Origin of the sequence: Fontisphaera persica (assembly GCF_024832785.1) — a bacterium.
GTDB lineage: Bacteria > Verrucomicrobiota > Verrucomicrobiia > Limisphaerales > Fontisphaeraceae > Fontisphaera > Fontisphaera persica.
This window is the reverse complement of sequence record NZ_CP116615.1, coordinates 3,795,322-3,820,380: the sequence shown is the minus strand read 5'-3', so window position 1 is coordinate 3,820,380 and position 25,059 is coordinate 3,795,322. Positions and strand designations below refer to the sequence as shown.

Here is a 25,059-nt window from a genome sequence, read left to right as displayed (position 1 = left end):
ACTCTGGCCCCGCAGCGCATAATACCCACCCCATGCACGGCGAACATGCGGCGCAACGTTTCCTGCAACACGCAGCGCGCTGTCTCCACGACGGCTCGCTCATCCGCCTGCGGCTGTCGTCCCCCCGACACCCTGCCGCAGGGCCGGAGTCCTTGAAGGCCGTCCTTGCCCGCCCCGTGCAACTCAAGGCGGGCTTGCGCCTTTCCCTCACCCGTCAATATCCCACCCGCGATGAAGTGAAAAATTACGAGCCGGCGGAAGGCCTGCGCCAGTTGGAGGCGTTGCTGCCCCAATTTCAATCCGGTTATCTATCCTCCACCCGCGGCGACTGGCAATGGCAGCCCAGTGACGTCGGCGGACGCCTCATTGCCCATCCGCCGCGCCTCACCCAAGCCCCCCCGCCTCAGCACGATTTGGGCAAACAAACCTGGCTGGACGCCTCCGCCCACGACTGGCTGCACGGCCTGGGCATCACCACCGCGCAAGGTCAGGTGGCTGCCCGCCAGGCCGACAAACACCGCCAGGTAGCGCGTTTTGTGGAAATCATGGCCCACCTCGCCCAGGCCGCAGGTTGGGGTCCGCCAGCAGCGCCCGCGCCCCTGACACTCGCCGACATGGGCTGCGGCAAAGGCTACCTCACTTTCGGCATCTGGCATTTGTTCCGCCGCCGCTGGCAATGGCCCGTCCAAGTCATCGGCGTCGAACAACGCCCCGAACTGGTCCAGCAAACCAATCAACTGGCCCGCCAAATCGGCGCCGAAGGCTTGGCCTTCCGGGCTGGCGCCATTGCGGACACACCGTTGTCCCGGCTGGACGCCCTCATAGCGCTGCATGCCTGTGACACCGCCACCGATGAGGCGCTCCTGAAAGGCATCCAAGCCAGCGCCCGCCTGCTGGTGGTGGCTCCCTGCTGCCACAAACAAATACGCCCGCAACTCCGCAAACCCGCCCCGCTGGCCCCCATCTTGCGCCACGGCCTCATGGCCGGACGCCTGGCCGAATGGCTCACCGACGGCCTGCGCGCCCTCTATTTGGAATGGGCAGGCTATCAAACCCGCCTGGTGGAATTTGTCCCCTCCGAACACACCCCCCGCAACCTCATGCTTTGCGGCGTGCGACGCCATCCCCCCTTCCGCCGCACCGCCCTGCGCGAACAAATCCTGGCTCTCAAGTCCTTCTTCGGCATCCAGCGCCATGCCTTGGACCCCTTGCTCAATCACCAGCCCCTGTGAGCGCGGTTTCGCCACATTCGCCCGCGTAGCGCAGGCGTCTCGCCTGCGGGTTCACGGAGCCTCCCGGCTCCGTGATTGCAAATTGCCGTCGTCAAACAAACGCCCTTGGAAGCACCAAGCCGCGCATCAATCTTTCATGCGCCGTAGCGCAGGCGTCCTCGCCTGCGAGTTTGGCCTGCGTCCCGCAGGCTGGGGAGAACTCCGAATCTAGGGCAGCAGAAAACGCGCAGCTAAAAATCCCCCCTCTCCCCCCCTCGGCAAGAGGGTCAGGCTGAGGAGCCTCTTCTCCCTCTTCGTTCCCTTCGTTTCCTTCTGTTCAAAATTTGTGTCCATTCGTGTTCATTCGTGGTTAGTGTTTTCCCCTTCACCCTTTCTGCCACCTTTTCCCTCCACCCCATCGTGGTAAAAGGCCAAGGTGAGGGTGTGTAGCGCAGGCGTCTCGCCTGCGGGTTCACGGAGCCTCCCGGCTCCGTGATTGCAAATTGCCGTCATCAAACAGACGCTTCTGGAGGCACCAAAGCCGCATCACAATCTCGCATTAGCCATAACGTATGGCGTCCCACAGGCTAGGGGCAGGATAATCCGTCCCGCTATAATCCCCCCCTTTCCCCCCGGGAGAAGGTCAGGCTGAGGGGCCTCTTCTCCCTCTTCGTTCCCTTCGTTTCCTTCTGTTCAAAATTTGTGTCCATTCGTGTTCATTCGTGGTTAGTGTTTTCCCCTTCCCCCTTTCTGCCACCTTTTCCCTCCACCCCATCGTGGTAAAAGGCCAAGGTGAGGGTGTGTAGCGCAGGCGTCCCGCCTGCGGGTTCAAGGAGCCTCCCGGCTCCGTGATTGCAGAATTGCCGTCATCAAACAGACGCGCATGTAAGCACCAGTCCGCGCGCCAATCCTTTCTGTGCCGCAACGCAGATGTTCTCGTCCCGCAAGGCGGGATAAGGCCTGCGTCTTGCAGGCCGGGGGCAAGGGATGAATGAGTTTTATTTGAGCGGCTGCCGTTTCCCTCATCTTCATCTTGGCCTGTAGCCAACAAAGCGGGCGAAAAAATCCCACAACGCCCATTAACAGTTCCATTGTCCCCCTCGGCAAGAGGGTCAGGGTGAGGGGCCTCTTCTCCCTCTTCGTTCCCTTCGTTTCCTTCTGTTCAAAATTTGTGTCCATTCGTGTTCATTCGTGGTTAGTGTTTTCCCCTTCACCCTTTCTGCCACCTTTTCCCTCCACCCCATCGTGGTAAAAGGCCAAGGTGAGGGTGTGTAGCGCAGGCGTCCCGCCTGCGGGTTCACGGAGCCTCCCGGCTCCGTGACTACAGAACTGCCAACGTCAAGTGGACGCGCCTGGAAGCACTAGGCCTCGCGTCAATCTTTCATGCGCCGTAACGCAGGCGTTTACGAATCGCAAGGTGGGAATAGGCCTGCGGGACGCAGGCATCACTCGCAGGCGAGACGCCTGCGCTACATGGGGCCGACGCCCGCGCTACACACCCTCACACTAGTCGTTTCCCGCGATGGGGTAAAGGGACACGGATGAACACGGATTTTGGACAGAAGGAGTCGGGGAAGGCAAAGAAGGGATGGGGCAAAATCCCTGCGGGCGGGGGTGGTCTTACTTTCCTTTTTTGCGCACTTCCTGCCCGCCAATGGGAGGAGGCAACCGCAGCGATTTTAATTCCGGCAGTGTGGCGAGGGTCTGCCAGATGCTGGAGCCTTCCACCTGCACGGGGGTGTTGGCGTCAATCCGGTTGTCGGTCAGCCATTGCTGCACAATGCGCCCGGAGACCGGCCCATAGCGCTTTTGATCACTGCCAATCAAAGTGTATCGGCGGTTGGGATCAATTTTCTTGAGCAACACTTCAATCGCCTGCCCGGCCGTTTCCGCCCCCTCCAGCCTGGTCTCCAAAAACTCCGTCACTTTTTCCGCCACCGTTTGCCCGAGGCGTTCACCGACACGCTGCGCAATCGTCATCCGGGGCTGCTCGCCGATTGGCGCGCCGCCGGGCGTCACGGCTGGAGTGGCTGCTTCGGAGGTCACCGTCCCAATTTGCCCGGTGGCCGCCGCCGTGCCCACCGCCGCGGCCGCCACTGCTGCGGCCGGCTGCACCGGCAGGGACGGCGTCCCGCTGCTGACGCCGCCCAATTGAGTGGCATGTTCACCAATTTGGGTCTCCGGCATTGCCAGCCCAGCGGACTTGTAGCCGGGCAATTCCTCCAGCGGCGTGCCCACCGTTTCCGGCGGGCGGATGGTGGAGTGGTATTCGGTGGTGGTCTGCTCCAAGGCCTGGTAACCGTTGGCGACCCACTCCAGCCGTCCGGAATCGGTATTCATGATCAAGCCATGCACGGGCAACCGGGGGCTGATCAGCGGGCTGCTCCGGATGAACTCCACCGCCTTGATGACATTTTGCCGCTCGCTGGCAAACAACCCAAAATACTCCACCAGGTTCTCCGGCAGCCGGGCGCGCTCAATGCCCAGCTTTTTCATCGCCTCCGTCAATTCCATGATGCTGGTGTGGGCCACGCGGCAGCCGGTATGGCCAATCACCGCAATTTCCCGCCCGCCCTTGACCAGGCACGCCAGCGCCAGCGAGCGCATGGTGCTGCTCAGCGGGCCGGTGATGATGTTGCCCGCATTGCGGAGCCAGATGAACTGGTCCTCGGCCAAACCGAGGGCACGGGGCAGTTTGGTGTTCAGCCGCGGGTCCACGCAGCTCAACACCACCAGCGGCAGTGCCGCCGCATGGGCCGCGGCGGGCACGCGGGCCTCCCCCTCGCCACCGCCGCCGGCGCGGTTTTGAGCGTCGAGGATGGCTTCCAGCAGGCGCATGGGGTCAGGAGATTAACTGGCGCTGGGCGGCGTCCCCAAATCGCCGGGCTTGCCTTTGCCGTCCATCGCCTGCCGCAGCGCCGGCACCTGCTGCAGCAGTTTTTCAAACTTGATGCCGGTCAGGCTTTCCAGCACGGGCGGCAACTGGCTGATGATTTGGGTGACATCCCCGGTGAGCTTGCTGGCGCCGCCGCCGGGGCCGTTGCCCGAATTGATGATGACAATCTTCTCGGTCTTGCTGAGCGGTTCGCTGATGCGCGCGGCCACCTCCGGCAGCACCTTGACCATCATTTCAATCACGGCGGCTTCATTGTAAAGCTTGAAGGACTCGGCCTTCAGGCGCATCGCCTCGGCCTGCGCCTTGCCCTGGGCTTCGATGACGGCCGCCTCGGCCAGACCCTTGGCGCGCTCGGCTTCCGCCTGCGCCAGACCGGTGGCCTTCACAATTTCGGCCTGCGCCAGACCCTGGGCCTTGGCGGCTTCCGCGTTGGCAAAGCCGGCCAGCTTGGTGGCCTCGGCGGCGCCGGCGGCCTCGGTCTCGAGCTGATATTTTTTGGCATTCGCCAGCGTTTCCACCTTGTACCGCTCGGCCTCGGCCGGCTTTTGCACATTGGCCTGCAGCTCGCGCTCCTTGCGGCGGATTTCCTGCTCCTGCAGCTCAATCTGCTTTTGCTTCTCAATGATGTTGACCTGCACTTCCTCGGCCTTGACCAACTGGCCGGTCTTGTACTTCTGCAAGTCGTACGCCAAATCGGCCTCGGCCTTCTGCTTGTTCACCGCCGCCTGATAGGTGGCCACGTTGATCTGGTAATCCCGTTGCGCCTCCGCAATCTTGGTGTCCGCCGCAAACTTGGCCTCCTGCCCTTTCTGCATCGCCTCGGCGCTCTTAATCATCGCGTCGCGGTCCGCCTCGGCCTGCGCAATCTGCGCGTCGCGTTTGACCTGCGCAATGCGCGGCTTGCCCAGCGCCTCCAAATACCCCTGATTGTCGCGAATGTCGCGGATGGTGAAGCTCACAATGGCCAGCCCCATGTTGGCCATGTCGCCGGCGGCCACCTCCTGCACCTTGGCGGCGAAGGCATCGCGGTTCTGGTAAATATCCTCCACGCTCAACGTGCCCAGAATCGCGCGCAAATGCCCTTCCAGCGTCTGCGTGGCAATGTTTTTGATTTCATCCCGCCCCTTGCTCAGGAATTGCTCCGCCGCCGTGCGGATGCTCACATCGTCGCCCTTGACCTTGATTTGCGCCACGCCGTCCACCCGCACCGGCACGCCCTTGACCGTGTACACCTCCGGCGTCTGCACATCAATGGTCAGCAGCTCCAGGGACAGCACATCCACCTTTTCCACCACCGGCATCACAAAGGTGCCGCCGCCTTTGACGATGCGGAAGCCCACCTCCGTGCCGTCCTCCAGCCGGTGTTTGCGGCCGGAAACCACCAGCACCTCATTGGGCCCCACCTTGGTGAACCGGCTGGCCCACAGCGCCGCAAACAGGAAAAACACAAACAGCAGCGCCCCGATGCCCAGCCCCACCAGCACCGGCGTGCTGATTTCCGCAAACAAGACAGGTGTCGTCATAAGTAATGGAAGATGAATGCCTGGTTTCGCCTTACTTCTCCGTCAACGGTTCCACGTAAAATTGCGTGCCCACCACGCGCTTGATGCGCACCAACTGCCCCGCCGCCACCGGCTGCCCGTTCTCCGTCCGCGCCGGCGCATTGTACCGTGTGCCGGACTGAATGTAGGCAATCTCGCCCACCCCCCCGGCCGGGATGGCGGTGATGACGTTGGCCTCCTGGCCGATGAGCCGCGACACCCGCGACTCGCTCGAGCCCTGCATCTTGCGAAAAGCTGTGTTAAACACCATCAGCGCCACCCACGCAATGGCCATGCCCCCCGAAGCGGCAATGGTGGCAATAATCAAATGCTTGCCCCGCACGCTGTCAATGGACGAGAGAATCGTGCCAATCGCCCCAAACGCCGTCACAAAAGTAGCCAGCACGGTGGGACTGAAAAACGACAACGCCGGTACGCCGGAATCGGCAAAACCCGCCTCCGCATGACCGCCGGTCCCCACGCTGCCATCGGCCCCTTCCACATCCCCCACATCCGCGTCATGCCCGCCAAAAAAGTGCCCAAAAATGGCGCACAGCAGCGTGAATACCAGCCCAACCACCAGGCAAATGACGTAAAAGTACATGAAAGCTGCGTTAACCTGAACCAGATACTACCACCCCGCCCCAGTCTCCCCGCAAGCCCAAAAGCAAAAAAGTCCGGCGCCACCGGCTTCCCTTGCTGTCCCAGCCCCCCGCCCCCGGTGAAAAGCCCGGGCCCTGGCCATCGCCCCGCTGGACGCCGGAGCCGGAAAGGGATACGGTTAATCACGAGCATGACCATGACCACACCCATGCCGCCCAATGAACAACAACGGCTGGAGTCGCTCAGCCGCTACGAGGTGTTGGATACCCCGCCGGAGGAAGCCCTGGATGAACTCGCCCGCCTGGCGGCCCAAATCACCGGCACCCCCATCGCCCTCATCACCCTGGTGGACGCTGAGCGCCTGTTTTTCAAATCGCGCGTGGGCGTGACGGTCACCCAGGCGCCCCGCCAGGGCAGTCTCTGCACCGAGGCCATTCTCAGCCACCGCGTCATGATGGTCACCGATGTGCAGGCCGACCCGCGCTGGGCGGGCCAGCCGCTGGCGCTGGACGGGCGCGCCATTCGCTTCTACGCCGGCGCGCCGCTGGTCAACAGCGAGAATCATGCGCTGGGCGTGCTGTGCGTCATGGACGAAAAACCCCGCGAGCTGCCGTGGGAACAACTGGAGGCCCTGCGCATCCTCGCCCACCAGGTCATGCTCCACCTCGAGCTGCGGCTCAATGTGCGCGCCCTGGAACAGGCCGCCGAGGATTATCACCGCGCCATGCAGGCGCTGGAGGAATCCGAGGCCTTTTACCACTCCCTGGTGGAAAGCCTCCCCCAGCACATCATTCGCAAAGACGACGCCGGCCGCTTCACCTTCGCCAACCAGCGCTTCTGCCAGATGCTCGGCCTGAAGCCGGAGGAAATCCTGGGCCGCACCGACTTCGACTTTTTCCCCCCGGAAATGGCGGAGAAATTCCGGCGCGATGACCAGATGGTCATGCAGAGCCGCCAGCCCCTGGACATCATCGAGGCCAACCAGACCAAGGACGGCCAGAAGCGCTATGTCCACGTCATCAAAACCCCCATCTTCGACGCCTTCAACCACGTCATCGGCGTCCAGGGCATCTTTTGGGACGTCACCGAACGCAAGCAGATGGAGGAGGCGCTGGCCTACGAGCGCGACCTGTTGCGCGCCCTGCTCGCCAACACCCCTGACCTGATTTACTTCAAAGACGTGGACCTGCGCATCCTCCGTTGCAGCGCCAGCATGGCCCGCTGGCTGGGCCTGGCCTCGCCGGACCAGGCCATCGGCCGCACCGACTTCGACTTTCTGCCCCGCGAAATCGCCCAGCGCCGCTACGAGGAGGAACAGCAACTCCTGCTCACCGGCAAGCCGGTGTTGGAGAAACTCGAGGAAATCGTGGATGCCGAAGGCGTGGCCCACTCGGTCATCACCAATAAAGTGCCGCTCTACAGCTCCTCCGGCCATCTGCGCGGCCTCATCGGCATCTCCACCGAAGTCACCCGCCTGCTGGAAACCGAGAAAGCCCTGCGCACCGCCCAGGAAAAATACCGCACCATCTTCGAGCGCGCCGTCGAGGGCATTTTCCAGACCACCCCCGACGGGCGCTACCTCGACGCCAACCCCGCCCTCGCCCGCATGTACGGCTACGACTCGCGCGAGGAGTTGATGCGCGCCCTCACCGACATCGAGCACCAGCTCTACGTCAACCCCCACCGCCGCGAGGAATTCATCCGCCTCATGCGCGAAAAAGGCACCGTCACCGGCTTTGAGTCCGAGGTGTACCGCCGCGACGGCAGCACCATCTGGATTTCCGAAAACGCCCGCGCCGTGCAGGATGAAAATGGCGAAGTGGCCTATTACGAGGGCACCGTCGAGGAAATCACCGCCCGCAAAAAAGCCGAAATGGAAAGCGAAAACGCCCGCCGCGCCGCCGTCGAATCCGCCCGCCTCAAAACCGAGTTCCTCACCAATGTCAGCCATGAAATCCGCACCCCCATGAACGGCATTGTGGGCATCGCCGGCCTGCTGGCCGAAACCCACCTCACCGAGGAACAGCGCGAATATGTGGAAATCATCCGCTCCAGTGCCAGTGCCCTGCAGGATTTAATCAATGAACTGCTGGACCTCTCCAAAATCGAGGCGGGCCGTATGGCGCTGGAAAAAATCCCCTTCCCGCTCCGCGACCTGGCTGAAACCACCCTCGAAGTCCTCGCCGAGCGCGCCCACCAGAAAAATCTGGAGCTGGTCTCCTGGGTCAACTGCGACCTGCCGGTCATGGTCCAGGGCGATGCCGGCCGCCTCCGCCAGGTACTCCTCAACCTGGCCGGCAACGCGGTCAAATTTACCGAACAGGGCGAAGTGCTCGTCCACATCTCCAAGCTCGCCGAAAACGACCACCAGGTCACCGTCCGCTTTGAAGTCCGCGATACCGGCATCGGCATCCCGCCAGAGGCCCAGGGCCGGATTTTCCAAAGTTTCGTGCAGGCCGACGGCAGCACCACCCGCCGCTACGGCGGCACCGGCCTCGGCCTGGCCATCTCCAAGCAACTGGTGGAACTCATGGGCGGACGCATCGGCGTCCACTCCACCCCCGGCCACGGCTCCACCTTCTGGTTTGAAGTGCCCCTGGACAAGGTGCCCGACCAGCCCGCCACCCCCGGCCGCCTGCAAAACGTTCAAGCCCTGGCCGGCCTCTCCGTGCTCCTGGTGGACGACCACCAGGCCACCCGCGAATTGGTGGAGTACCTCCTCGGCTACTGGGGCATGCGCGTCGAACTGGCCGCCACCAGCGCCCAGGCCATGGAAAAATTGCGCGCCCGCAAAGCCGCCGGCCAGCGCTTCGATTTCATCCTGCTCGACATGCAGATGCCCGATGTCTCCGGCCTCGCCCTGGCCCGCCAAATCAAGGCCGATGGCCTCGATGAACACGCCCGCCTCCTCCTCTTCACCCTCGTGGGCCAGCGCCCCGACCCTGAAGTCCTCCACGCCGCCGGCATCGCCCTCTGCCTCTTCAAACCGCTGAAACAAACGCGCCTGCTCGAGTGCCTCATCGGTTTGGCCACCGGCCGCGAGGACCTCCTGCATCCGCTGCTGCCCGACGCCGTCCTTCGCCCTGTGGACCCCTCCCGCACGTTGCGCGTCCTCGTGGCCGAAGACAACCCCGTCAACCAAAAGGTGGCCCTGCGGCAACTGGCCAAGCTGGGCCTCCGCGCCGACGCTGTGGCCAACGGCAAGGAAGCCATCGAAGCCCTGGAGCGCATCCCCTACGACGTGGTCCTGCTGGACTGCAACATGCCCGAAATGGACGGCTACACCGCCGCCCGCGAAATCAAACGCCGCCTCCACGACCCCCAGGCCCAGCCGCCCCTCCGCTCCCGCCCTTACCTCATCGCCATCACCGCCAACGCCCTCCTCGGCGACCGCGAACGCTGCCTCGCCGCCGGCATGGATGATTACGTCCAAAAACCGGTGGAACTCAGCGAATTATTGGCCGCCTTCACCCGCGCCGGCATCCCCATCCGCCCTGCCGCGCCCGCGCCGGCTGCCACGCCCGCGCCGGCCACGCCGGAAACCTCCCCGCCCGCCAACCCCGGCGGCGACGCCACCCTGCCCGTGCTCGATAACCAGGCCCTGCTGCGCCTGCGCCAGTTACAACAAGCCGGCCAGCCCGACCCCGTCGTGGAAATGATTGATTTATTCCTGCAAGACCTCCCCCGCCGCCTCCAGCTCATCGGCGACGCCGTCCACCGCCAGGATGCCGCTGCCCTGAAAAATGCCGCCCACAGCCTCAAAGGCAGCGCCCGCAACATGGGTGCCGCCCGCCTCGCCGCCCTGTGCGCAGAATTGGAAAAACTCGGCCATGAAGGCCAGACCGGCCCCGTGGCAGCCTCCCTCTGGGAGCAGCTCCAACAACACGTGCTCGAACTCACCCGCACCCTCGAACAAACCAAACACAGTACGCCTCCCCCCATGGCCTAGCACGCCGGCAACCCGCCCGCCACCGCCGCCCCGCCCGCGCGCGCCCCGTGCAAACCCACACCGGGCCTGCTCCCCGCCGCAAAAACTTTGCTTCGTACGCCGGGCGTTTTCGTGTACAAAAGCTCTGACCGCTGCCTCAACCAAGGCTTGAGGATGATTATCAAACCACGAACGCTGTTGCTGCGCGCTGATGCCTCGCCCGCCATGGGCACGGGGCATGTGATGCGCTGCCTGGCCCTGGCCGAGGCCTGGCAAGCCGCAGGTGGTCAGGCCGTTTTGCTCAGCCGCGACCTGCCGCCCGCCCTGGCCGCCCGCGCCCAGGCGCAAAACGCTACAGTGATTCCTTTGCCCCCGGAGACCAGCGCAGGGGAGGATACCCGTTTCACCGCCCAGACCGCCGCCCAGCACGACGCCCGCTGGGTGGTGGTGGACGGCTACCAGTTCCCCCTGCCGCTCTGCGCCATGCTGCAAGCCGCCGGCTTGCAAGTCCTCTGGGTGGATGATTTCGGCGTGCCGGCCGAGTTTGCCCCGGACCTGCTTCTGAATCAAAACCTCGGCGCCGCCCCAGCCTGGTATCCCCATGTCCCGCCGCGCACCGAACTGCTGCTGGGGCCTCGCTATGCCTTGCTCCGCCGCGAGTTTGCCCGCTGGCGCCACTCCCCGCGCACCTTTCCCGCGCAAGCCCAAAAACTGCTCGTGACCCTCGGCGGCAGCGACCCCGCCAACGCCACCGCCAAGGTCATCGAAGCCCTGCACCTCCTGGGCGGCGCCGCCCCCCAGGCCCTTGTCCTGGCCGGCGCGGCCAACCCCCACGCCGCTGCCCTGGCCCGCGCCCTCGCCGGCACCCCCCATCAATGCCTGCCTCATGTCCCGGACATGCCCGCCCGCATGGCTGAAGCCGACCTTGCCATCGCCGCCGGTGGCACCACCGTGTGGGAGCTGGCCTTCATGGGCCTGCCCGCCCTCCTCCTGTGCCTGGCCGATAACCAGCGGCGCAATTGCCACGAGCTGGCCGCGGCCGGCGCCGCCGTCAACCTCGGCTGGCATGAAACCGCCACCCCCGACCAAATCGCCGCCGCGCTTACCGCCCTCGCCGCTGATGCCACGCGCCGGGCCGCCATGTCAGCCGCTGGACGGGCTTTGGTGGACGGCCGCGGCGCCGAGCGCGTCTGCCTGCATCTGCGCGAAAACGAGGTCCGCCTGCGCCCCGCCACCTCGAACGACGCCCGCCTGGTGTACGAATGGTTCAATGAACCCTCCGTCCGCGCCGTCTCCTTCTCCCCCGAACCCGTCTCCTGGGAACATCATTTGGCTTGGTTCAAGGCCCGGCTGGCCGACCCCCGCCACGTCCTCTGGATTGCCGAAGCCACCCCCGGCCGCCCTGTGGGCCAGGCGCGCTTTGCCCTGGACGGCCACACCGCCACCATCTCCATCAGCTTGTCCGCCGAAACGCGCGGCCAGGGTTGGGGCACGCTGCTCATCTGGGCCGCCTGCCGCAAGCTCTGCCGCGAACACCCCGAAATCCGCCGCGTCGAAGCCTGGATTAAGCCCGACAACCAGCCCTCCCTCCGCGCCTTCGCCAAAGCGGATTTCCTGCCCTGGGCCGAAAAAGACGTGCGCGGCCAGCCCGCCCTGGTCTATGAATGGAAACGCCCCCTATGAACCCGCTCCTTCACATCGCCGGACGCCCCATCGGCCCGGGCCACCCCGTCTATATCATCGCCGAACTCTCCGCCAACCACGGCGGCAATTTTGAACAAGCCGCCCAAACCCTCCGCGCCATGAAAGCCGCCGGCGCGGACGCCGTCAAAATCCAAACCTATACCGCCGACACCCTCACCCTCGCCTCCGACCAGCCGTGGTTTCGCATCCAGGGCGGCACCCTCTGGGACGGCCGCACCCTCCACGAACTTTACCAGCAGGCCGCCATGCCCTGGGAATGGACTCCACGCCTCCAGGCCCTCGCCCAGGAGCTGGGCCTCCACTTCTTCTCCACCCCCTTTGACTTCACCGCCGTGGACTTCCTCCAGCAACTCGACGTCCCCGCCTACAAAATCGCCTCCTTCGAGCTGGTGGACCTCCCCCTCCTCCGCAAAGTCGCCGCCACCGGCAAACCCGTCATCGCCTCCACCGGCATGGCCACCCTCGAAGAAATCACCGAAGCCGTCGAAACCCTGCGCGCCGCCGGCTGCCGCGAACTGGCGCTCCTCAAATGCACCAGCGCCTACCCCGCCCCCCCCGAAGAAATGCACCTCCGCACCCTCGCCGACCTGGCCCGCCGCTTCCAGCTCCCCGTGGGCCTTTCCGACCACACCCTGGGCCTCGCCGCCCCCGTCGCCGCCGTGGCCCTCGGCGCCTGCATCCTCGAAAAACACTTCATCCTGTCGCGCTCCCTCCCCGGGCCGGACTCCGCCTTCTCCCTTGAACCGGCGGAATTTCGCGCCATGGTCCAGGCCGTCCGCGACGCCGAACGCGCCCTCGGCGAAGTCAACTACACCGTCAGCCCCCAGGAAAGCAAAAGCCGCCAGTTCCGCCGCTCCCTCTTTGTCGTGGCCGATATGCGTGCCGGTGACACTTTTACCCCGCAAAACGTCCGCTCCCTCCGCCCCGCCGCCGGCCTGCACCCCCGCCATTACGACACCATCCTGGGCCGCCGCGCCGCCTGCGACATCCCCCGCGGCACCCCCCTCCAATGGGACCTGATTGCCAGCGACTGACCCCGCCCCGCCGCCCCCTGGCCTTCGCCCCCCGGCCACCCCCGCCCAAAAATTGCCCCGTCTGGAAAAACCGCTTGCACAACCGCTTGGGTGCTGCGACTTTATTTCCAGAATCACCATCGCCACCACTATGAGCAACGGCTTGTCGCAAACCATCAGCCTCGAAGAAGCCGTCCAGAGCTTCCGCGAGCTTTGCCTTCCCGCCCTCAAAAACCCTGCCCTCCCCGCGGCGGATGTACTCGCCACCTTCTTCGATTTCTACTGCACCACCCGCGTGGAAGGCGCCGAATTGGATGAAGAAGGCGACATGGTCCTCCTCGAATGGGGCGCCAACTGCCCCCACCTCATCACCAACTTCGTGGACTTCCGCGACCTGGAAGACGAAGAAGTGGACTTCGACGAACAGGAATACGAATGGATTGGCCTCACCCGCCAGCTCACCGTTGAAGAAGGCGAAGACCAGGAGGAAGAGACCCTCGGCCTCTGCCTCTTTCTCTACTTCGGCCCCGCCCGCGACGATGAAGAAGAACTGGGCGGCTCCCTCTGGATTCCCACCCCCAACGTCCTGCGCACCCGGCTGACCGAGTGGAAGAAAAACCCCTACGTCCACCGCCTCCTCCGCCTGCGCCCCTCCAAAATCACCGGCTTTGTCAGCAGCGTCGGATAAAAAAAATCCGAAAACCCCCCTTGCCAGACCCGCCGCCGTTGAGTACATTAGCCTCCCTACGGAACGCGGGGTGGAGCAGCCCGGTAGCTCGTCAGGCTCATAACCTGAAGGTCGGTGGTTCGAATCCACCCCCCGCAACCAAATCCCGGATATGCCATTTCCCCTTGCCAACACAGGCGAAAAAACGAACGCGCCAGTGCAAGTCAAAACGGAACAAAACGCGCCGTTTCAATCCATCTTTCCCCCCTCCCTGAAGGGCCAACCTGAAGAGCTCCTCGCCCAGGCCCTGGCCCAAGCCGCCCAAGCCCTCGCCCAGGCCGCCCAGGCCCTGACCGGCGCCCACCTCCCCAGCCACCTCCCCCCTCCCCATTCCCACCCTCACCCGCTTCAGGCCGCCGCCAATGAATTCCTGATCGCCAAGGCCCGCGCCGGCCTCACCCGGCACTACCTCCAATCCCTCCGCTGGTCTCTTTCTCACTTTTTAGAAGGCTGGGAAAACCTGCTTTTGCACGAAATCAAACCGGCGGACATTGAAGAATTCATTACCTCCCCTGCCTGGAACAACACCACCCGGAAAAATGTGATCACTGACCTACGGACTTTTTTCTCCTGGTGCCAGCGCCGTGGCCTGGCCGCCACCAATCCCGCTTTAGCCGTGGATAAACCGCGCCCCTCAGATCACCCCCCCGGCATTCACACCCCGGAGCAAGTCCGCCGCATCCTGGATTTGGCCTATCAACGGGATCGCGATTTAATGCGCCTCCTGGCCATTCAATACTTTGCTGGCCCGCCCCAGCCAAGGCCGCCCTGGTCTCCGCCGGCCCGATCTGCGCCGCCAAGTGGCTCAACCAGTCCGGCATCGGCGCCGAAAACGCCCCGGAAGTCATCCTGGGCACCGCCCTGGCCACCCTGGTGGCGCATCACCTGGCCCTGAGCGCCAAGCTCGACCGCCTGATCGCCGCCCAGGCTCCGCCGCCCAAGCCCGCCCCGCCACCCACGGCTCCCAAGGATGCTCCCCAAGCGTAGCGTCACCCTGATCTGCGGCGTCTCCGGCTCCGGCAAGACCACCTTTGCCTTCCGCTACCTCGTCAATGTCCAGGGCGTGGCCTGCCGGTTCATCTTTGATCCGGACGGCGAGGCCGCCCAGCGCCTGGACCTCCCCGCCGCCGCCACCGCCCGCGATCTGGAGGAAGACCTGGCCACTGGCTGGGTGATCTACGATCCCCACGCCATGTTTCCCGGCCAGCTTCCCCAGGCCTTCCGCTTCTTCTGTGAATGGGCCTACGAAGCCGCCGGCCGTGGGCCAGGCCGCAAAATCCTGCTCATTGATGAAGTCTGGAAGTACTGCGGCCCACTCACCATCCCCCAGGAGCTGGCCCTGTGCATTCAAACCGGCCGCAAACGGGGCCTGGAAACGGTTTTTTGCACCCAAAGGCCCAACCGGCTCAACGAGGCAATCACCAACGAGGTTTCGGAACTGGTCTGTTTCCGCCTCCAAGGCGAAAACGCCGTCCGGTTTGTGGACTCGCTCGCAGGAAGGCCCCTTGCCGCGCCGGAAATGGCCCTAGGATCGTTTCTTTCCCTCAACCTGGACTCCGGGGCCGATCTGCGGGGGAAGGTGTTTTAAGGCCTCTCAATTTGCAACCCTGGCTGGATGGCTTTAAAATCGGCGTCCCGCGTGTAAATCACCGCGGCACCACACATTAAAGCACTTTTTACATGCAAGAGATCATAGATTTGCGGGCCTTGAACTCCGAGGCCAGCCGCGCTTTTCAAGGTCTCCATGGTTTCCGCCAAGTCAAGGTCGCGCACCGTCAAATGCGCGGCAAGGTCTTCAATGATTTGGGCGGCATCGCCAGGCAGGACCTTCACTCGTCCGCCACCTTTGCAAGGCAGTCCTCGGCCGGTGATGGTTGAAAACACCTCACAAAATCCATGTGACCGGGTGAAGTGGTTTGCGGGGCCTTGGCTCAATTTCTCCATCACTGGGCGGGAGACCAAGGCATTGATCAAGGCCGAACTATCCCAATAGCATTTCATCACGTGCTTTGCGCTCAGCTTGGATGTCCTTGGACAACTGGTCAAAATCAATGTCCAACTCCGGCAGCACCAGCCGCCCCTTGTGCCGCACTGGCTTGACTACCTTGGTGGTCGCCTGGGCGGGGTGCAGTTTGCGGCCTCGAATCTCGCCGTCCTCAAAGCGCCATTCCACCACATCCTTTTCCTGGATGGCGGCCGCCTGGCAGACATCTTTGGGCAAGGTGGTCTGCCGTTTTGCTCTGATGACTGTCACGCTCATGCAGTAAGAATTTCCCACGCTTTTCCTCTTTTTTCAAGCCCTTGCCCCGAACATTTTGGCCCGCTGGCGGGCGTGCGCTTCCGGTTACCTTCCCGGAACACACCCCCCCGCCACGCGGCCCGGCACAGTTTTTTTAGGGTTTTCTATCCCCCTGTTCCCTGTTCCCCTGGTGCGCTTAATCCTGCCACCAAATTAACCCGTTTTTTTCCACCAGGCGATCCTTGAATCGCTCCCCTTGCGGCGTCTTCCCCCCGTCGAAGTATTTGTAGGCCGTGCTCGTGGCCAGGCCCGTTACCTGGCACAGAGCCTCGACGGCGTCCAACCGGCAAAGCGCCCGCCGTCCGCCGTGGAAAATCTCCCGCATCACCTGATCGGTCACCTGGCGCTGCTTGCCTCCGCGGTCGTCCGGTGGGTTCAGCCAGCCGTCGAAGTCAAAATCCGGGCAGGGCTGGAAGGCGCCATTCCGCCGATACCAGGCGCTCATGGGCAGTGGTGTGTCATTGTTGCTTTTAGCACAATCAAAAACAATCCGGTCGTCCTCGGCGTTCATGGTGGCTGGTTGAATCACAAAAACCGTGCGCGCCTTGGCTCCTATCGCGTATGAGCCGCTGATCTCGCTGAGAAGCTCGCGCCCGGTTTTCGGTCTCCAATTTTCGCCTCCTCGCTGTTTTCTCAGGTGAGCAATGATCACCAGGGCCGGGGCTTTTTCCCCCCGGGGCAGGCTGGACCAGATGTTGTCCAGCGCCTCCATGTGATCCGCCTGGCCCTCCTCGCGGGCCACCTCCAGCCAGTGATCCACAATCAGCACATCAAATGGCCATTGATCCCAGAAACGCCTCAATTCACTACGAAACTCGGCCCGGTTGAAAGCCAGAGGGCAGGGCTTGGAAAACTTCACCCAGTCCTGGAATGACTCGGGCAAATCCAGAATTTCATTTTTCAGGCGGCGCAAACTGTTCTCACATTGTAAAACAAGGCTCCGAAACTGGCGTTTCACTTCGTAACCCATCCAGGTACCGGTGCCACGAGCTCCAGCAAAAGCCAGCGTGTTGGCCAGTCGGCTTTTTCCCAGGCCCGCCCAGCCGGCTATCAGGCATAGCTCACCCCGGCTAACCATGTCGGCGCCGATCAAAAAAGTGCTGGGATCGGGCTGATAGCTTTTAAGTTCCTTGATGGTCACGATCTCCAACCAGGGGCGGCTCTGCTCCCCAATGCGCGCGGTTTTTTCCCAAAGCTCGGCAAGCTCGGCCTTCACCGTCTCCAGGCTGAACTCCCCATTCCGCGCCAACTCTTGAAGCCGCTGGCTACGCTGGAGCGTCCAGCGGCGGGCAGCCAGGTCTTGGAGTATCCCCAGATAGTGAAGGAAATTAACCACGCTGTGCTCGCTTTCCGCAATGCTGGCCAGCCAGGCGGCATCCAGTTGAATTTTTTGCGCTTTGGCAAAATGAACCAACGTCACCAGGTCTATTGCATGGCCGCCTGCCCTCAGGGTCTCCATGAGTTCATACAATTGCCGGTGCCGGCCATCAAAAAAAAGCTTGGGCCTTAACTGATCCAGTAAAGCCCATTGCTCCATGCAACTGGGCGCCAGCATCACACACGCCAGCGCCGCCCGCTCCGCGCCCTCATCAAATGGTGGAAGATCGTTTTTTTGCATTCTTTCTCCCTTGTTCCCAACGGAAAATTTTCAACGCTGACCAGCGCAGGGTGCGCCTGAACTCAAAATCAGGCGCCGGCAAAAAACCCAGGGCATTCCATCGCTCGATGGTGCGCTCGGTGACCGAGTAGCGCAGCGCCAGGTCTTGTTTCGTGAGCATCACTCGAGCTGCAGCCACTTCCAACAACTGCTCGATTTCACGGCGCATCTTTAGGGCTCCGATACAAAATGGTTTGCGGGATCACTCCGTCCAGCGACTCAACAATGCGGTGGATCGCCACAAGGGATTTTTGATTTAATTCAACATCGGCTTTTTCATTTGATCCCCTGATCCGGTTGGAATGGATCGCCAGCAGCCGGGCCGCCTCACAAGCGGCTTCGATCAATTCAATTGGCGCAGTCTTCATGTTTGGCCTGTTTCTGGTAGTGGTTTTTCAAAACCCTCCATCCCTTGGCCATTTGCAGGTAATGCTCCGCCAGCCGCTCATTATCCTGCCTGAAAAGGCGCCACTTCATTGAAATTTCACGCAGTTTGTCCCGGCAAAGCGTGAACGCCCAATAATTGACTGAATTTTTCACAAGACCTGGACTTCACTGTTAGGACTGATCCTGACCAACTCCCCCCTGGCCTCGATTCGCACGGGACAGCCGCTGATCGTGGTAAATTGCCGCACCCGCGGCGCCTCCAGCCGGCAAACGGCCGCACAGCCATTCACCCGCTCCACCACCGCCGGCCCCTCAGCCAGCAAAATCCTCATCCCAGCCCTCAGTCTGAATTTTTCATGCACTATGGCTTTCATTTTTGCCCTCCATCACTCCCTCGTCTTCAATCACAAAAAGAGCACTGCCTACGGCGCAGTTCAGGATAACTTGGGTGTTGCGAGGGTTCATTTTTAACTCCTCCTGGCGTGACGCAGCGCCTCCTTGACCGAAATCAAGCCGCCGCCATTTTTGTTTTCATCCATCGGAACATATTCCACGTTGGGCGCACCGGGCCCGGCCAATGCCCTGATCTGCTCCAGGTCAAACAACAACGGCTTCCGGCGCCCCGGCCCGTTGGGATTGCAAGGTGCCAGATCGCCGGATTTGATCCGGCGCTTGGCCGTGCTTTGCGAAATATGCAACAACAAGCAGACCTCGCGCAGCATGATCCGGTTGGGGGGTATGTTGTAATTCGTTTTGATTTTTAATGTTACCATAACGAGTCCTACAATGCCATAGGATGTCATTTAATGTCAAGTCTTTTAATGCCATAAAGCGTCAAATAGTATCATATCGTTTTCTTATATGAGCAATACAATCAAAGGCACGACTCGGCGGCTCTATATCGCGGACGAGGATTTAGAGCGCTTAAAACGCTTAAGTGACGAAACCAATTTGGGGCAAACCGAAATTTTAACCCAAATCGTTCACGCCGGCCTGGTGAGTCTTGAAGCCAACCAAAACCGAATAACTTTCCCTTTGCGGTTCAAAATCCTGGATCAAAAGGATGAACCACGAACCACTCGGCCCATCGGTCAGCCATTAAAACGCATTTGAAAAAATCTCATAACCTGAAGGTCGGTGGTTCGAATCCACCCCCCGCAACCAAATCCCGGATATGCCATTTCCCCTTGCCAACACCGGCGAAAACGCCAATGGCCCGGTGGATGTCAAAAGCGAACAAACCAAGCCTTTTCAATTCATTTTCCCCCCCCTCCCTGAAGCGCCAACCTGAAGAGATCATCTCCCCTGTCCAAGCCGCTGCCGCACAACCGCTAGCAAAGCGGCTCCTAATCCCGCCCTGCGGGATCGGTGGTTCGAATCCACCCCCCGCAACCAAATCCCGGATATGCCATTTCCCCTTGCCAACACCGGCGAAAACGCCAATGGCCCGGTGGATGTCAAAAGCGAACAAACCAAGCCTTTTCAATCCATTTTCCCCCCCTCCCTGAAGCGCCAACCTGAAGAGATCATCTCCCCTGTCCAAGCCGCTGCCGCACAACCGCTAGCAAAGCGGCTCCTAATCCCGCCCTGCGGGATCGGTGGTTCGAATCCACCCCCCGCAACCAAATCCCTGTCCGCGTCTTGATGCCTTTGTTTAATCCGTGGATGCCCACTACCAAGTTTACGTCCTCCAAACCCCCCAAGGCCGCTTCTACATTGGCTTGAGCGAGGACGTGCCCCGCCGCCTGGAGCAGCACAACCAAGGCGTCTCCCACTGGACCCGGGAAAGCGGCCCTTGGACCTTGGTCTATGCCAGCCCGCCCATGGACTTGTCCGCCGCGCGGCGTTGGGAGAATTTCCTCAAACGCCAGAAAGGCGGCGAAGGCTTTTACCGCGCCACCGGATTGAAACGCGCAAGTGCAGGCTCCTAATCCCGCCCTGCGGGTTCTGCTTCCGGCTCCAGGGGGAAAACGCCGTGCGTTTTGTTGACTCCCTTGCAGGAAGGCCGCTCGGCGCGCCGGAATTGCCCTTGGGATCGTTTCTTTCCGTCAACCTGGACTTCTGCAAAAGCCCAGGTTAGCGCCTAACTATCATAATGACTTTCAAGCGCGCCTCTCCCGGTCAGCCCGGATAGCCGCCGCGATGCTTTCCGGCAAGATTTTAGAGCCATCCCGGGGAAGCAAGGTGCTTGGATCCACATCGTCCAAACCCAAGACCTCACATTCAACTTCCACCGGGCCAAGTTCGCGCACCAAGATTGAGCCATCCTCCTGCTTTTTAACCTCAAAAGAGGTCAACGGCTTGAATAATTGCCGACTGCAAATCCGGCCCTTTTTGTCAGAAGTCAACGTCACGGTGAAACTATCCCGCATTTTCCATTTTTTTCAAACCCTTCCCCCAGACATTTGGACCCGCCGGCGGGCGTGCGCTTTTGGTTACTTTCCCAGAACATACCACCCCGCCACGCGGTCCGCCGGATGTTTTTAATGGCTTTTTCTCCGCTCTGTTCCCTGTTCCCATGGTGCGGTCAGTCCTGCCACCAAATTAAGCCATTTTTTTCAACCAGGTAATCCTTAAAGCGCTCCCCTGGGGCGTCCTGGGCTTGCCCCGGTTTGATGAGAACCTTGAAGATGGGTGCGCATGCGTTGTTTTTAGTTGATTTGGTTCTCAAAGGCCACAGGGGTGAGTAACCCACGGCGCGGTGGAGCCGCGCGCGGTTGAAATAAGTTTCAAAATAGGTGAAGGCGTCCCCCCACGTAGCGCAGGCGTCCTCGCCTGCGGGTTCACGGAGCCTCCCGGCTCCGTGACTACAGAACTGATAAGGTCAAGCGAAACCCCTTAGAAGCACCAATCCGCCCATCAACCATTCATTTCCCATAACGCAGGCGTCCCCGTCCCGCACAGCGGGATTCAGCCTGCGTCCCGCAGGCCGGAGGCAACGAATGGAGATGAGAACATCTATGGGGTTTCTATTCTTACTTTCCCTCCTCGTCTGCATTGAGCAAACGCAGATAATGAATAATTCGAGGCACATTAACTATTTCCCCTCTCCCCCCGGGACAGGGCCAGGGTGAGGGTCTGTAGCGCAGGCGTCCTCGCCTGCGGGTTCACGGAGCCTCCTGGCTCCGTGACTACAGAATTACCAAGGTCAAGCGGTACCCCTAAGAAGCACCAATCCGCCCATCAACCATTCATTTCCCATAACGCAGGCGTCCCGTCCCGCACAGCGGGATTCGGCCCGGGTCCCGCAGGCCATGGGGAGATCCATGGCCAGCGCAGGATAATCCGCGCAGCTACAATTCCTCCCTCTCCCAGTGGAAGAGGGCTAGGGTGAGGGTGGTCAAAGTCTGTGACAGAACTTGATGTATTTCCCTCTCCCCCCGGGGAGAGGGCCAGGGTGAGGGGGCGTTTTCCCCCTTCGTTCCCTTCGTTTCCTTCTGTTCAAAATTCGTGTCCCTTCGTGTTCATTCGTGGTTGGTGTTTCCCCTTCACCATTTCTGCCCCCTTTTCCCTCCACCCCATCGTAGCAGAAAGCCAAGGTGATGGTGTGTAGCGCAGGCGTCCCCCCATGTAGCGCAGGCGTCCTCGCCTGCGGGTTCACGGAGCCTCCCGGCTCCGTGCTTGCTGAATTGCCGTCGTCAAACACACGCCCCTGGACGCACCAATCCGCACTTCAATCTCGCATTAGCCATAACGTATGGCGTCCCACAGGCTAGGGGCAGTATAATCCGTCCCGCTATAATCCCCCCCTTTCCCCCCGGGAGAAGGTCAGGCTGAGGGACCTCTTCTCCCTCTTCGTTCCCTTCGTTTCCTTCTGTTAAAAATCCGTGTCTATCCGTGTCCATTCGTGGTTGCTCTCCCCCCTTCACGCGCTCTTCCTCGTATTCCCCCTACCCCATCGTGGTAAAAGGCTAAGGTGAGGGTGTGTAGCGCAGGCGTCCTCGTCTCGCAGAGCGGGATTTGGCCTGCCGCTCGCAGGCTTATTCCCACCTTACGATGCGTGCTCACCTTCGTTACTGCACAGGAAAGATTGGTACTCAGTTTGTTGTTTCCGAGCGCGTCAGCTTGACCTTATCAGTGCTGCAATCACGGAGCCGGGAGGCTCCGTGAACCCGCAGGCGGGACGCCTGCGCTACATAAGGGACGCCTGCGCTATAGGAAATGAAAGGTTGCCGTGCGGACTGGGGTAACCAGGCGCGCCCGCTTGACGTTGGCAATTCAGCAGTCACGGAGCCGGGAGGCTCCGTGAACCCGCAGGCGGGACGCCTGCGCTACATGAAGGGGAAGCCGGCGCTGCAACAATCCTTTCGTCTGTCAGCCCTTACGAAGAGGGGAGAACCCGGTTCCCGGCGCCTGCTCCCTCCTTTTATTTCTGCGTCATGACGTTAAGGTCATCGCTGCTGCTGCCGGGGCATGGACTTTTTTTCACTTGCGCATCGGCGATGATGGTGCAACTTATGACAGTATTAAAATTAAGTGGTCTGATATTTTTTATTAGTTGAATCAAATGGCCGCGAACCTGGCATATCCGGATTTGACGCAACGCCCGCCGCGCAGCCCGCGCGTGCGCCTCGGCGGTTACGTCATTCTGCCCCGCATGCTCGACAAGGGTCGTGCGCTGCTGGCGGGCAAAAACGGCGAATACAACTACGCCTGCCCCCTGGACCAGCAATGGCTCACGTTTGCAGGGGTGGACGCGGAGGCCCTCAAGGCCCAGCTCGCCGCCGGCCTGGGCGACGGCGCGGTGCTGGAATGGATTGAGAAAAATGCGCAACACCGGCGGCATCCGGCGGAAATCGCCGCCTGGTCCGCCTGGCAGGAGCAACGCACGCCCGGCGCGGTGGAGCTGCGCGATTTTTTCCAGGGCGTGCATGCCAAAATCGCGCCCGCCCGCGCGGACATTGTCACGTGGTTTGACCTGCTGGACCTGGATGATTACGTCTCGTTCGGCGGCCAGCCCTGACGCGGAAAATGTTTTTACGGATTTGCGGTCACCGTCGCCCGTCATAGGGCGCTAGGCGGACGGCGGCCCGCAAAAGGCACGGATGGGTGTCCGTGCCTTTCCTTTTTTAGGGGGCGCTTCCCGCAACACCGGGAGGCGCTTCCTGCCCTGTTCATTTTTTGGGGGACGGATTGGCCGCTCTGGCTGGCGCCGCCGCGCGCGCCGGGGCCCGGCCCATCACCGCCATCAGCCATTCCTGCGCCGGCACCAGATGCCGGTAATAGAACGCCTGCATCATGTCTTCCGCCGGCACGGCCAGGCGCGTCACCTCCCGCCCGCCGATGCTGGCGCGGCCCTCCAGCACCAGGCTGATGAGGGCATTGGTCTCCAGCGCGGGCGCGGTCAGGTTGAGCCGCGCCAGATTCGTGCCCGCCGGCACGCGCCCGCCGCTGAGCACGAAGCCCTTGGGCGCCTCCTTGAGGGCCACCTTGATTTCATTGGTGAAACCATCCTTGCGCAGCGCATGCACGGTCACCGGCACACTGCCGCCGGCGCGCACATTCAGGCTCGCCGGCACCACCCGCAGCTCAAAGTCCGGCCGCGGCGCGCTCAACCGCAAGCGGTAGGCGTGCTCCGGCCCGCCCTGATTCTGGGTGTCGCTGACGTGCACGAAAAAGCGGCCGCTGGCCGGCAGCGTGAGCATGAGATAGGAGTCGGCATGATGGGTGTTCAGGCCGGTGGCCTTGTCTTCGTGGTCGTCGTTGAAGGCAACCTGCCGGCCCTGGGCATCGGTGATGCGCAACTGGGCGTCGAGCGGCGAGTTGAGCCGCCGGGCCATGATTTCCGCCACCACCGTTTCCCCGGCCCTGCCTTCAAAGGCAAACACATCCACATCCCCCGGACTCTGGATGCGCCCATTGATAATCGCCGGCAACGTCACCCCTGGCGCCGTCCGCAGCGCGTTGTTCGGCTCCGTTTCCTCCATTTCCGGCAGGGTGTCGGCGGCAAAAGGCACGGGCGGCGATTCCAGTTTGTCGCCCTTGAGCCGCAGCCATTGGATGCCCGGCGCGTCGGGAGTCACCTCCAGCGTCGTTTGCGTCAGATTCCAGCCCTTCAAGGCCACTTTCGTGGTCTGCCCCACCGGCCCGCCCAGGGGATAAAGGCTGGTAATGAACGGCACCGCGCCCGCTGTAATCCGATACACAAAATCCTCCCGCCCCCGGTAAATGGCGTCCTTGATTTCAATCACATACTCGCCGTCCGCCGGCAGCTCGTAGTAGAGCACGGGGTCGGGATGGAAGCGGTAATCGTCGGCATATTGCAGCTCCTTCCCCCGGCTGTCGTACAGGGCCACCGTGGCCTGGAACCATCCCGGCACCGCGTCCGCCACATACGGGATGAGCTGCCGCGCCTGCACGTGCAACACCAGCCGCTCGCCCCGCCGCCCTTTGAAGCGGTAGCGGTCCACATCCCCCGGCAGAATCTGGCCGTTAATCACCACCGGCAGCGACACCGTGGCCCCCAGTTCCGTGGGGTTGGCTTTCGGCTCCACCTCCAGATGCTCCGGCAGCTCCCCCACGTAAAACGTCACCGGATTGGACAGCCCCGCCGCCGTCCGCACCCGCAGCTCCCGCCGGCCTGGCGCGGCGTCGGGCGCAATGCTGATGCGCAACGCCACATCTTCGGCCAGTTGCGGATTGGGCGGACGCTGGTTTTTGGGATTGGCCAGCTTGCGCCGGATTTCATTCATCTCCTTTTCCAGCGCGGCGCGGTCCAGGCGCTCGATGACGTTGGTGTTGAACTCGCTGACAAAACTGACCACCGGGTTGGTCTTGGGCGTGGTGGCCAGCCCCTGTTGCATGTTGCGCAAACGGTCCCGCAGCAGGGTGAGCTGTCGTCCATTCAACGGCTTGATGTGCTCCACCACCACGCCCTCGACGCCGCCGCCCGTCACCACCGCATTGGTGATGCCGTCCAGATACTGGCCGCTCAACACCGCCTGAAACATGGCCCCCTGCTTCCCCCCCGCCGGAAAGATGTAACCGATGTACGGGTTGCGCTGCGCCCACGCCGGCGCCGCCCCCGCCCATAACATCACCGCCGCCAGCACCGCCGCGGCGCCCAGATTCCAGACTGCCATCATTGGCATGC

The 25,059-nt window shown here is 62.2% G+C and carries 22 protein-coding genes and 1 tRNA gene; 11 read left to right on the top strand and 12 right to left on the bottom strand.

Annotated elements, in window-relative coordinates; all coding sequences use genetic code 11:
* The first annotated feature begins 32 nt into the window (after positions 1-32).
* Positions 33-1,232, top strand: coding sequence for a class I SAM-dependent methyltransferase (locus tag NXS98_RS14345; protein WP_283845709.1), 1,200 nt, complete (start codon positions 33-35; stop codon positions 1,230-1,232).
* Positions 1,233-2,831: 1,599 nt separating this feature from the next.
* Here the strand turns inward: NXS98_RS14345 and NXS98_RS14340 are convergent.
* From NXS98_RS14340 to NXS98_RS14330, 3 genes are read right to left on the bottom strand one after another with little or no spacing between them, the layout of a single operon-like run.
* Positions 2,832-4,049: a carbonic anhydrase gene (locus NXS98_RS14340; protein ID WP_283845708.1), complete on the bottom strand. Its 1,218-nt coding sequence runs from the start codon at positions 4,047-4,049 to the stop codon at positions 2,832-2,834.
* 12 nt (positions 4,050-4,061) lie between these two features.
* The gene (locus NXS98_RS14335; protein ID WP_283845707.1) at positions 4,062-5,630 is read right to left on the bottom strand and encodes a flotillin family protein; all 1,569 of its coding nucleotides are present in this window, start codon (positions 5,628-5,630) and stop codon (positions 4,062-4,064) included.
* A 31-nt stretch (positions 5,631-5,661) separates the two neighbouring features.
* Positions 5,662-6,252 carry an NfeD family membrane protein gene (locus NXS98_RS14330; protein WP_283845706.1) on the bottom strand — a complete coding sequence of 197 codons (591 nt, stop codon included), beginning with the start codon at positions 6,250-6,252 and terminating at the stop codon, positions 5,662-5,664.
* Between the two features lie 189 nt (positions 6,253-6,441).
* Here NXS98_RS14330 and NXS98_RS14325 point away from each other — a divergent pair, with 189 nt between their 5' ends.
* From NXS98_RS14325 to NXS98_RS14295, 7 genes are all read left to right on the top strand, one after another.
* Complete coding sequence (locus NXS98_RS14325; RefSeq protein WP_283845705.1) at positions 6,442-10,200, top strand: PAS domain S-box protein; 3,759 nt, start codon at positions 6,442-6,444, stop codon at positions 10,198-10,200.
* A gap of 153 nt (positions 10,201-10,353) precedes the next feature.
* A complete protein-coding gene (gene pseG, locus NXS98_RS14320) occupies positions 10,354-11,862 on the top strand; it encodes a UDP-2,4-diacetamido-2,4,6-trideoxy-beta-L-altropyranose hydrolase (protein WP_283845704.1) in 1,509 nt (502 codons plus the stop codon).
* Entirely contained in the window at positions 11,859-12,917 is a 1,059-nt protein-coding gene (gene pseI / locus NXS98_RS14315) for a pseudaminic acid synthase (RefSeq protein ID WP_283845703.1), read from the top strand. Before pseG ends, pseI begins: the two co-directional genes overlap by 4 nt.
* Before the next feature lie 130 nt (positions 12,918-13,047).
* A complete protein-coding gene (locus tag NXS98_RS14310; RefSeq protein ID WP_283845702.1) occupies positions 13,048-13,584 on the top strand; it encodes a hypothetical protein in 537 nt (178 codons plus the stop codon).
* Between the two features lie 64 nt (positions 13,585-13,648).
* Positions 13,649-13,725, top strand: a tRNA-Met gene (locus NXS98_RS14305).
* A 10-nt stretch (positions 13,726-13,735) separates the two neighbouring features.
* A complete protein-coding gene (locus tag NXS98_RS14300; protein ID WP_283845701.1) occupies positions 13,736-14,518 on the top strand; it encodes a site-specific integrase in 783 nt (260 codons plus the stop codon).
* A gap of 75 nt (positions 14,519-14,593) precedes the next feature.
* Entirely contained in the window at positions 14,594-15,211 is a 618-nt protein-coding gene (locus NXS98_RS14295) for a DEAD/DEAH box helicase family protein (protein WP_283845700.1), read from the top strand.
* Here NXS98_RS14295 and NXS98_RS14290 read toward each other — a convergent pair.
* The 8 genes from NXS98_RS14290 to NXS98_RS14255 form a co-directional block, all read right to left on the bottom strand.
* Positions 15,208-15,597 (bottom strand): type II toxin-antitoxin system VapC family toxin, encoded by a 390-nt coding sequence (locus NXS98_RS14290; protein ID WP_283845699.1) that lies wholly within the window; start codon positions 15,595-15,597, stop codon positions 15,208-15,210. The two genes, NXS98_RS14295 and NXS98_RS14290, sit on opposite strands and share 4 nt — an antisense overlap.
* A gap of 7 nt (positions 15,598-15,604) precedes the next feature.
* Positions 15,605-15,883 carry a hypothetical protein gene (locus NXS98_RS14285; RefSeq protein ID WP_283845698.1) on the bottom strand — a complete coding sequence of 93 codons (279 nt, stop codon included), beginning with the start codon at positions 15,881-15,883 and terminating at the stop codon, positions 15,605-15,607.
* 175 nt (positions 15,884-16,058) lie between these two features.
* On the bottom strand, positions 16,059-17,540 hold the full coding sequence (locus NXS98_RS14280) for a DnaB-like helicase N-terminal domain-containing protein (protein WP_283845697.1): 1,482 nt from the start codon (positions 17,538-17,540) through the stop codon (positions 16,059-16,061).
* Entirely contained in the window at positions 17,512-17,748 is a 237-nt protein-coding gene (locus NXS98_RS14275; protein WP_283845696.1) for a hypothetical protein, read from the bottom strand. The genes NXS98_RS14280 and NXS98_RS14275 overlap by 29 nt, the downstream gene beginning before the upstream one ends.
* On the bottom strand, positions 17,738-17,947 hold the full coding sequence (locus tag NXS98_RS14270; RefSeq protein WP_283845694.1) for a hypothetical protein: 210 nt from the start codon (positions 17,945-17,947) through the stop codon (positions 17,738-17,740). The genes NXS98_RS14275 and NXS98_RS14270 overlap by 11 nt, the downstream gene beginning before the upstream one ends.
* Positions 17,928-18,056, bottom strand: coding sequence for a hypothetical protein (locus NXS98_RS14265; protein WP_283845693.1), 129 nt, complete (start codon positions 18,054-18,056; stop codon positions 17,928-17,930). The genes NXS98_RS14270 and NXS98_RS14265 overlap by 20 nt, the downstream gene beginning before the upstream one ends.
* A gap of 59 nt (positions 18,057-18,115) precedes the next feature.
* On the bottom strand, positions 18,116-18,298 hold the full coding sequence (locus NXS98_RS14260; RefSeq protein WP_283845692.1) for a hypothetical protein: 183 nt from the start codon (positions 18,296-18,298) through the stop codon (positions 18,116-18,118).
* Positions 18,299-18,433: 135 nt separating this feature from the next.
* Entirely contained in the window at positions 18,434-18,739 is a 306-nt protein-coding gene (locus NXS98_RS14255) for a helix-turn-helix domain-containing protein (protein ID WP_283845691.1), read from the bottom strand.
* Between the two features lie 88 nt (positions 18,740-18,827).
* On the opposite strand from NXS98_RS14255, the gene NXS98_RS14250 reads away from it, so the two are divergent.
* The 3 genes from NXS98_RS14250 to NXS98_RS14240 all read left to right on the top strand — a co-directional run bounded on the left by NXS98_RS14250 (position 18,828) and on the right by NXS98_RS14240 (position 22,929).
* On the top strand, positions 18,828-19,079 hold the full coding sequence (locus NXS98_RS14250; protein WP_283845690.1) for a hypothetical protein: 252 nt from the start codon (positions 18,828-18,830) through the stop codon (positions 19,077-19,079).
* Positions 19,080-19,627: 548 nt separating this feature from the next.
* Positions 19,628-19,897, top strand: coding sequence for a GIY-YIG nuclease family protein (locus NXS98_RS14245; RefSeq protein ID WP_283845689.1), 270 nt, complete (start codon positions 19,628-19,630; stop codon positions 19,895-19,897).
* 2,576 nt (positions 19,898-22,473) lie between these two features.
* Positions 22,474-22,929, top strand: a complete 456-nt coding sequence (locus tag NXS98_RS14240; RefSeq protein WP_283845688.1) for a DUF5069 domain-containing protein — start codon at positions 22,474-22,476, stop codon at positions 22,927-22,929.
* Positions 22,930-23,080: 151 nt separating this feature from the next.
* On the opposite strand, the gene NXS98_RS14235 is transcribed toward NXS98_RS14240, so the two are convergent.
* Positions 23,081-25,057, bottom strand: coding sequence for a hypothetical protein (locus tag NXS98_RS14235; RefSeq protein WP_283845687.1), 1,977 nt, complete (start codon positions 25,055-25,057; stop codon positions 23,081-23,083).
* Positions 25,058-25,059: the final 2 nt, after the last annotated feature.

Excerpts from the sequence above, each read along its gene's own strand:
- NXS98_RS14310 (WP_283845702.1), top strand. The coding sequence starts at position 13,048 with ATGAGCAACGGCTTGTCGCAAACCATCAGCCTCGAAGAAGCCGTCCAG.
- NXS98_RS14275 (WP_283845696.1), bottom strand. The coding sequence starts at position 17,748 with ATGCGCCGTGAAATCGAGCAGTTGTTGGAAGTGGCTGCAGCTCGAGTG.
- NXS98_RS14260 (WP_283845692.1), bottom strand. The coding sequence starts at position 18,298 with ATGAGGATTTTGCTGGCTGAGGGGCCGGCGGTGGTGGAGCGGGTGAAT.
- pseI (WP_283845703.1), top strand. The coding sequence starts at position 11,859 with ATGAACCCGCTCCTTCACATCGCCGGACGCCCCATCGGCCCGGGCCAC.
- NXS98_RS14330 (WP_283845706.1), bottom strand. The coding sequence starts at position 6,252 with ATGTACTTTTACGTCATTTGCCTGGTGGTTGGGCTGGTATTCACGCTG.
- NXS98_RS14240 (WP_283845688.1), top strand. The coding sequence starts at position 22,474 with ATGGCCGCGAACCTGGCATATCCGGATTTGACGCAACGCCCGCCGCGC.
- NXS98_RS14280 (WP_283845697.1), bottom strand. The coding sequence starts at position 17,540 with ATGCAAAAAAACGATCTTCCACCATTTGATGAGGGCGCGGAGCGGGCG.
- NXS98_RS14300 (WP_283845701.1), top strand. The coding sequence starts at position 13,736 with ATGCCATTTCCCCTTGCCAACACAGGCGAAAAAACGAACGCGCCAGTG.
- NXS98_RS14270 (WP_283845694.1), bottom strand. The coding sequence starts at position 17,947 with ATGAAGACTGCGCCAATTGAATTGATCGAAGCCGCTTGTGAGGCGGCC.
- NXS98_RS14340 (WP_283845708.1), bottom strand. The coding sequence starts at position 4,049 with ATGCGCCTGCTGGAAGCCATCCTCGACGCTCAAAACCGCGCCGGCGGC.
- NXS98_RS14265 (WP_283845693.1), bottom strand. The coding sequence starts at position 18,056 with ATGAAGTGGCGCCTTTTCAGGCAGGATAATGAGCGGCTGGCGGAGCAT.
- NXS98_RS14295 (WP_283845700.1), top strand. The coding sequence starts at position 14,594 with ATGCTCCCCAAGCGTAGCGTCACCCTGATCTGCGGCGTCTCCGGCTCC.
- NXS98_RS14255 (WP_283845691.1), bottom strand. The coding sequence starts at position 18,739 with ATGGTAACATTAAAAATCAAAACGAATTACAACATACCCCCCAACCGG.
- NXS98_RS14335 (WP_283845707.1), bottom strand. The coding sequence starts at position 5,630 with ATGACGACACCTGTCTTGTTTGCGGAAATCAGCACGCCGGTGCTGGTG.
- NXS98_RS14235 (WP_283845687.1), bottom strand. The coding sequence starts at position 25,057 with ATGCCAATGATGGCAGTCTGGAATCTGGGCGCCGCGGCGGTGCTGGCG.
- NXS98_RS14345 (WP_283845709.1), top strand. The coding sequence starts at position 33 with ATGCACGGCGAACATGCGGCGCAACGTTTCCTGCAACACGCAGCGCGC.
- pseG (WP_283845704.1), top strand. The coding sequence starts at position 10,354 with ATGATTATCAAACCACGAACGCTGTTGCTGCGCGCTGATGCCTCGCCC.
- NXS98_RS14250 (WP_283845690.1), top strand. The coding sequence starts at position 18,828 with ATGAGCAATACAATCAAAGGCACGACTCGGCGGCTCTATATCGCGGAC.
- NXS98_RS14325 (WP_283845705.1), top strand. The coding sequence starts at position 6,442 with ATGACCATGACCACACCCATGCCGCCCAATGAACAACAACGGCTGGAG.
- NXS98_RS14285 (WP_283845698.1), bottom strand. The coding sequence starts at position 15,883 with ATGAGCGTGACAGTCATCAGAGCAAAACGGCAGACCACCTTGCCCAAA.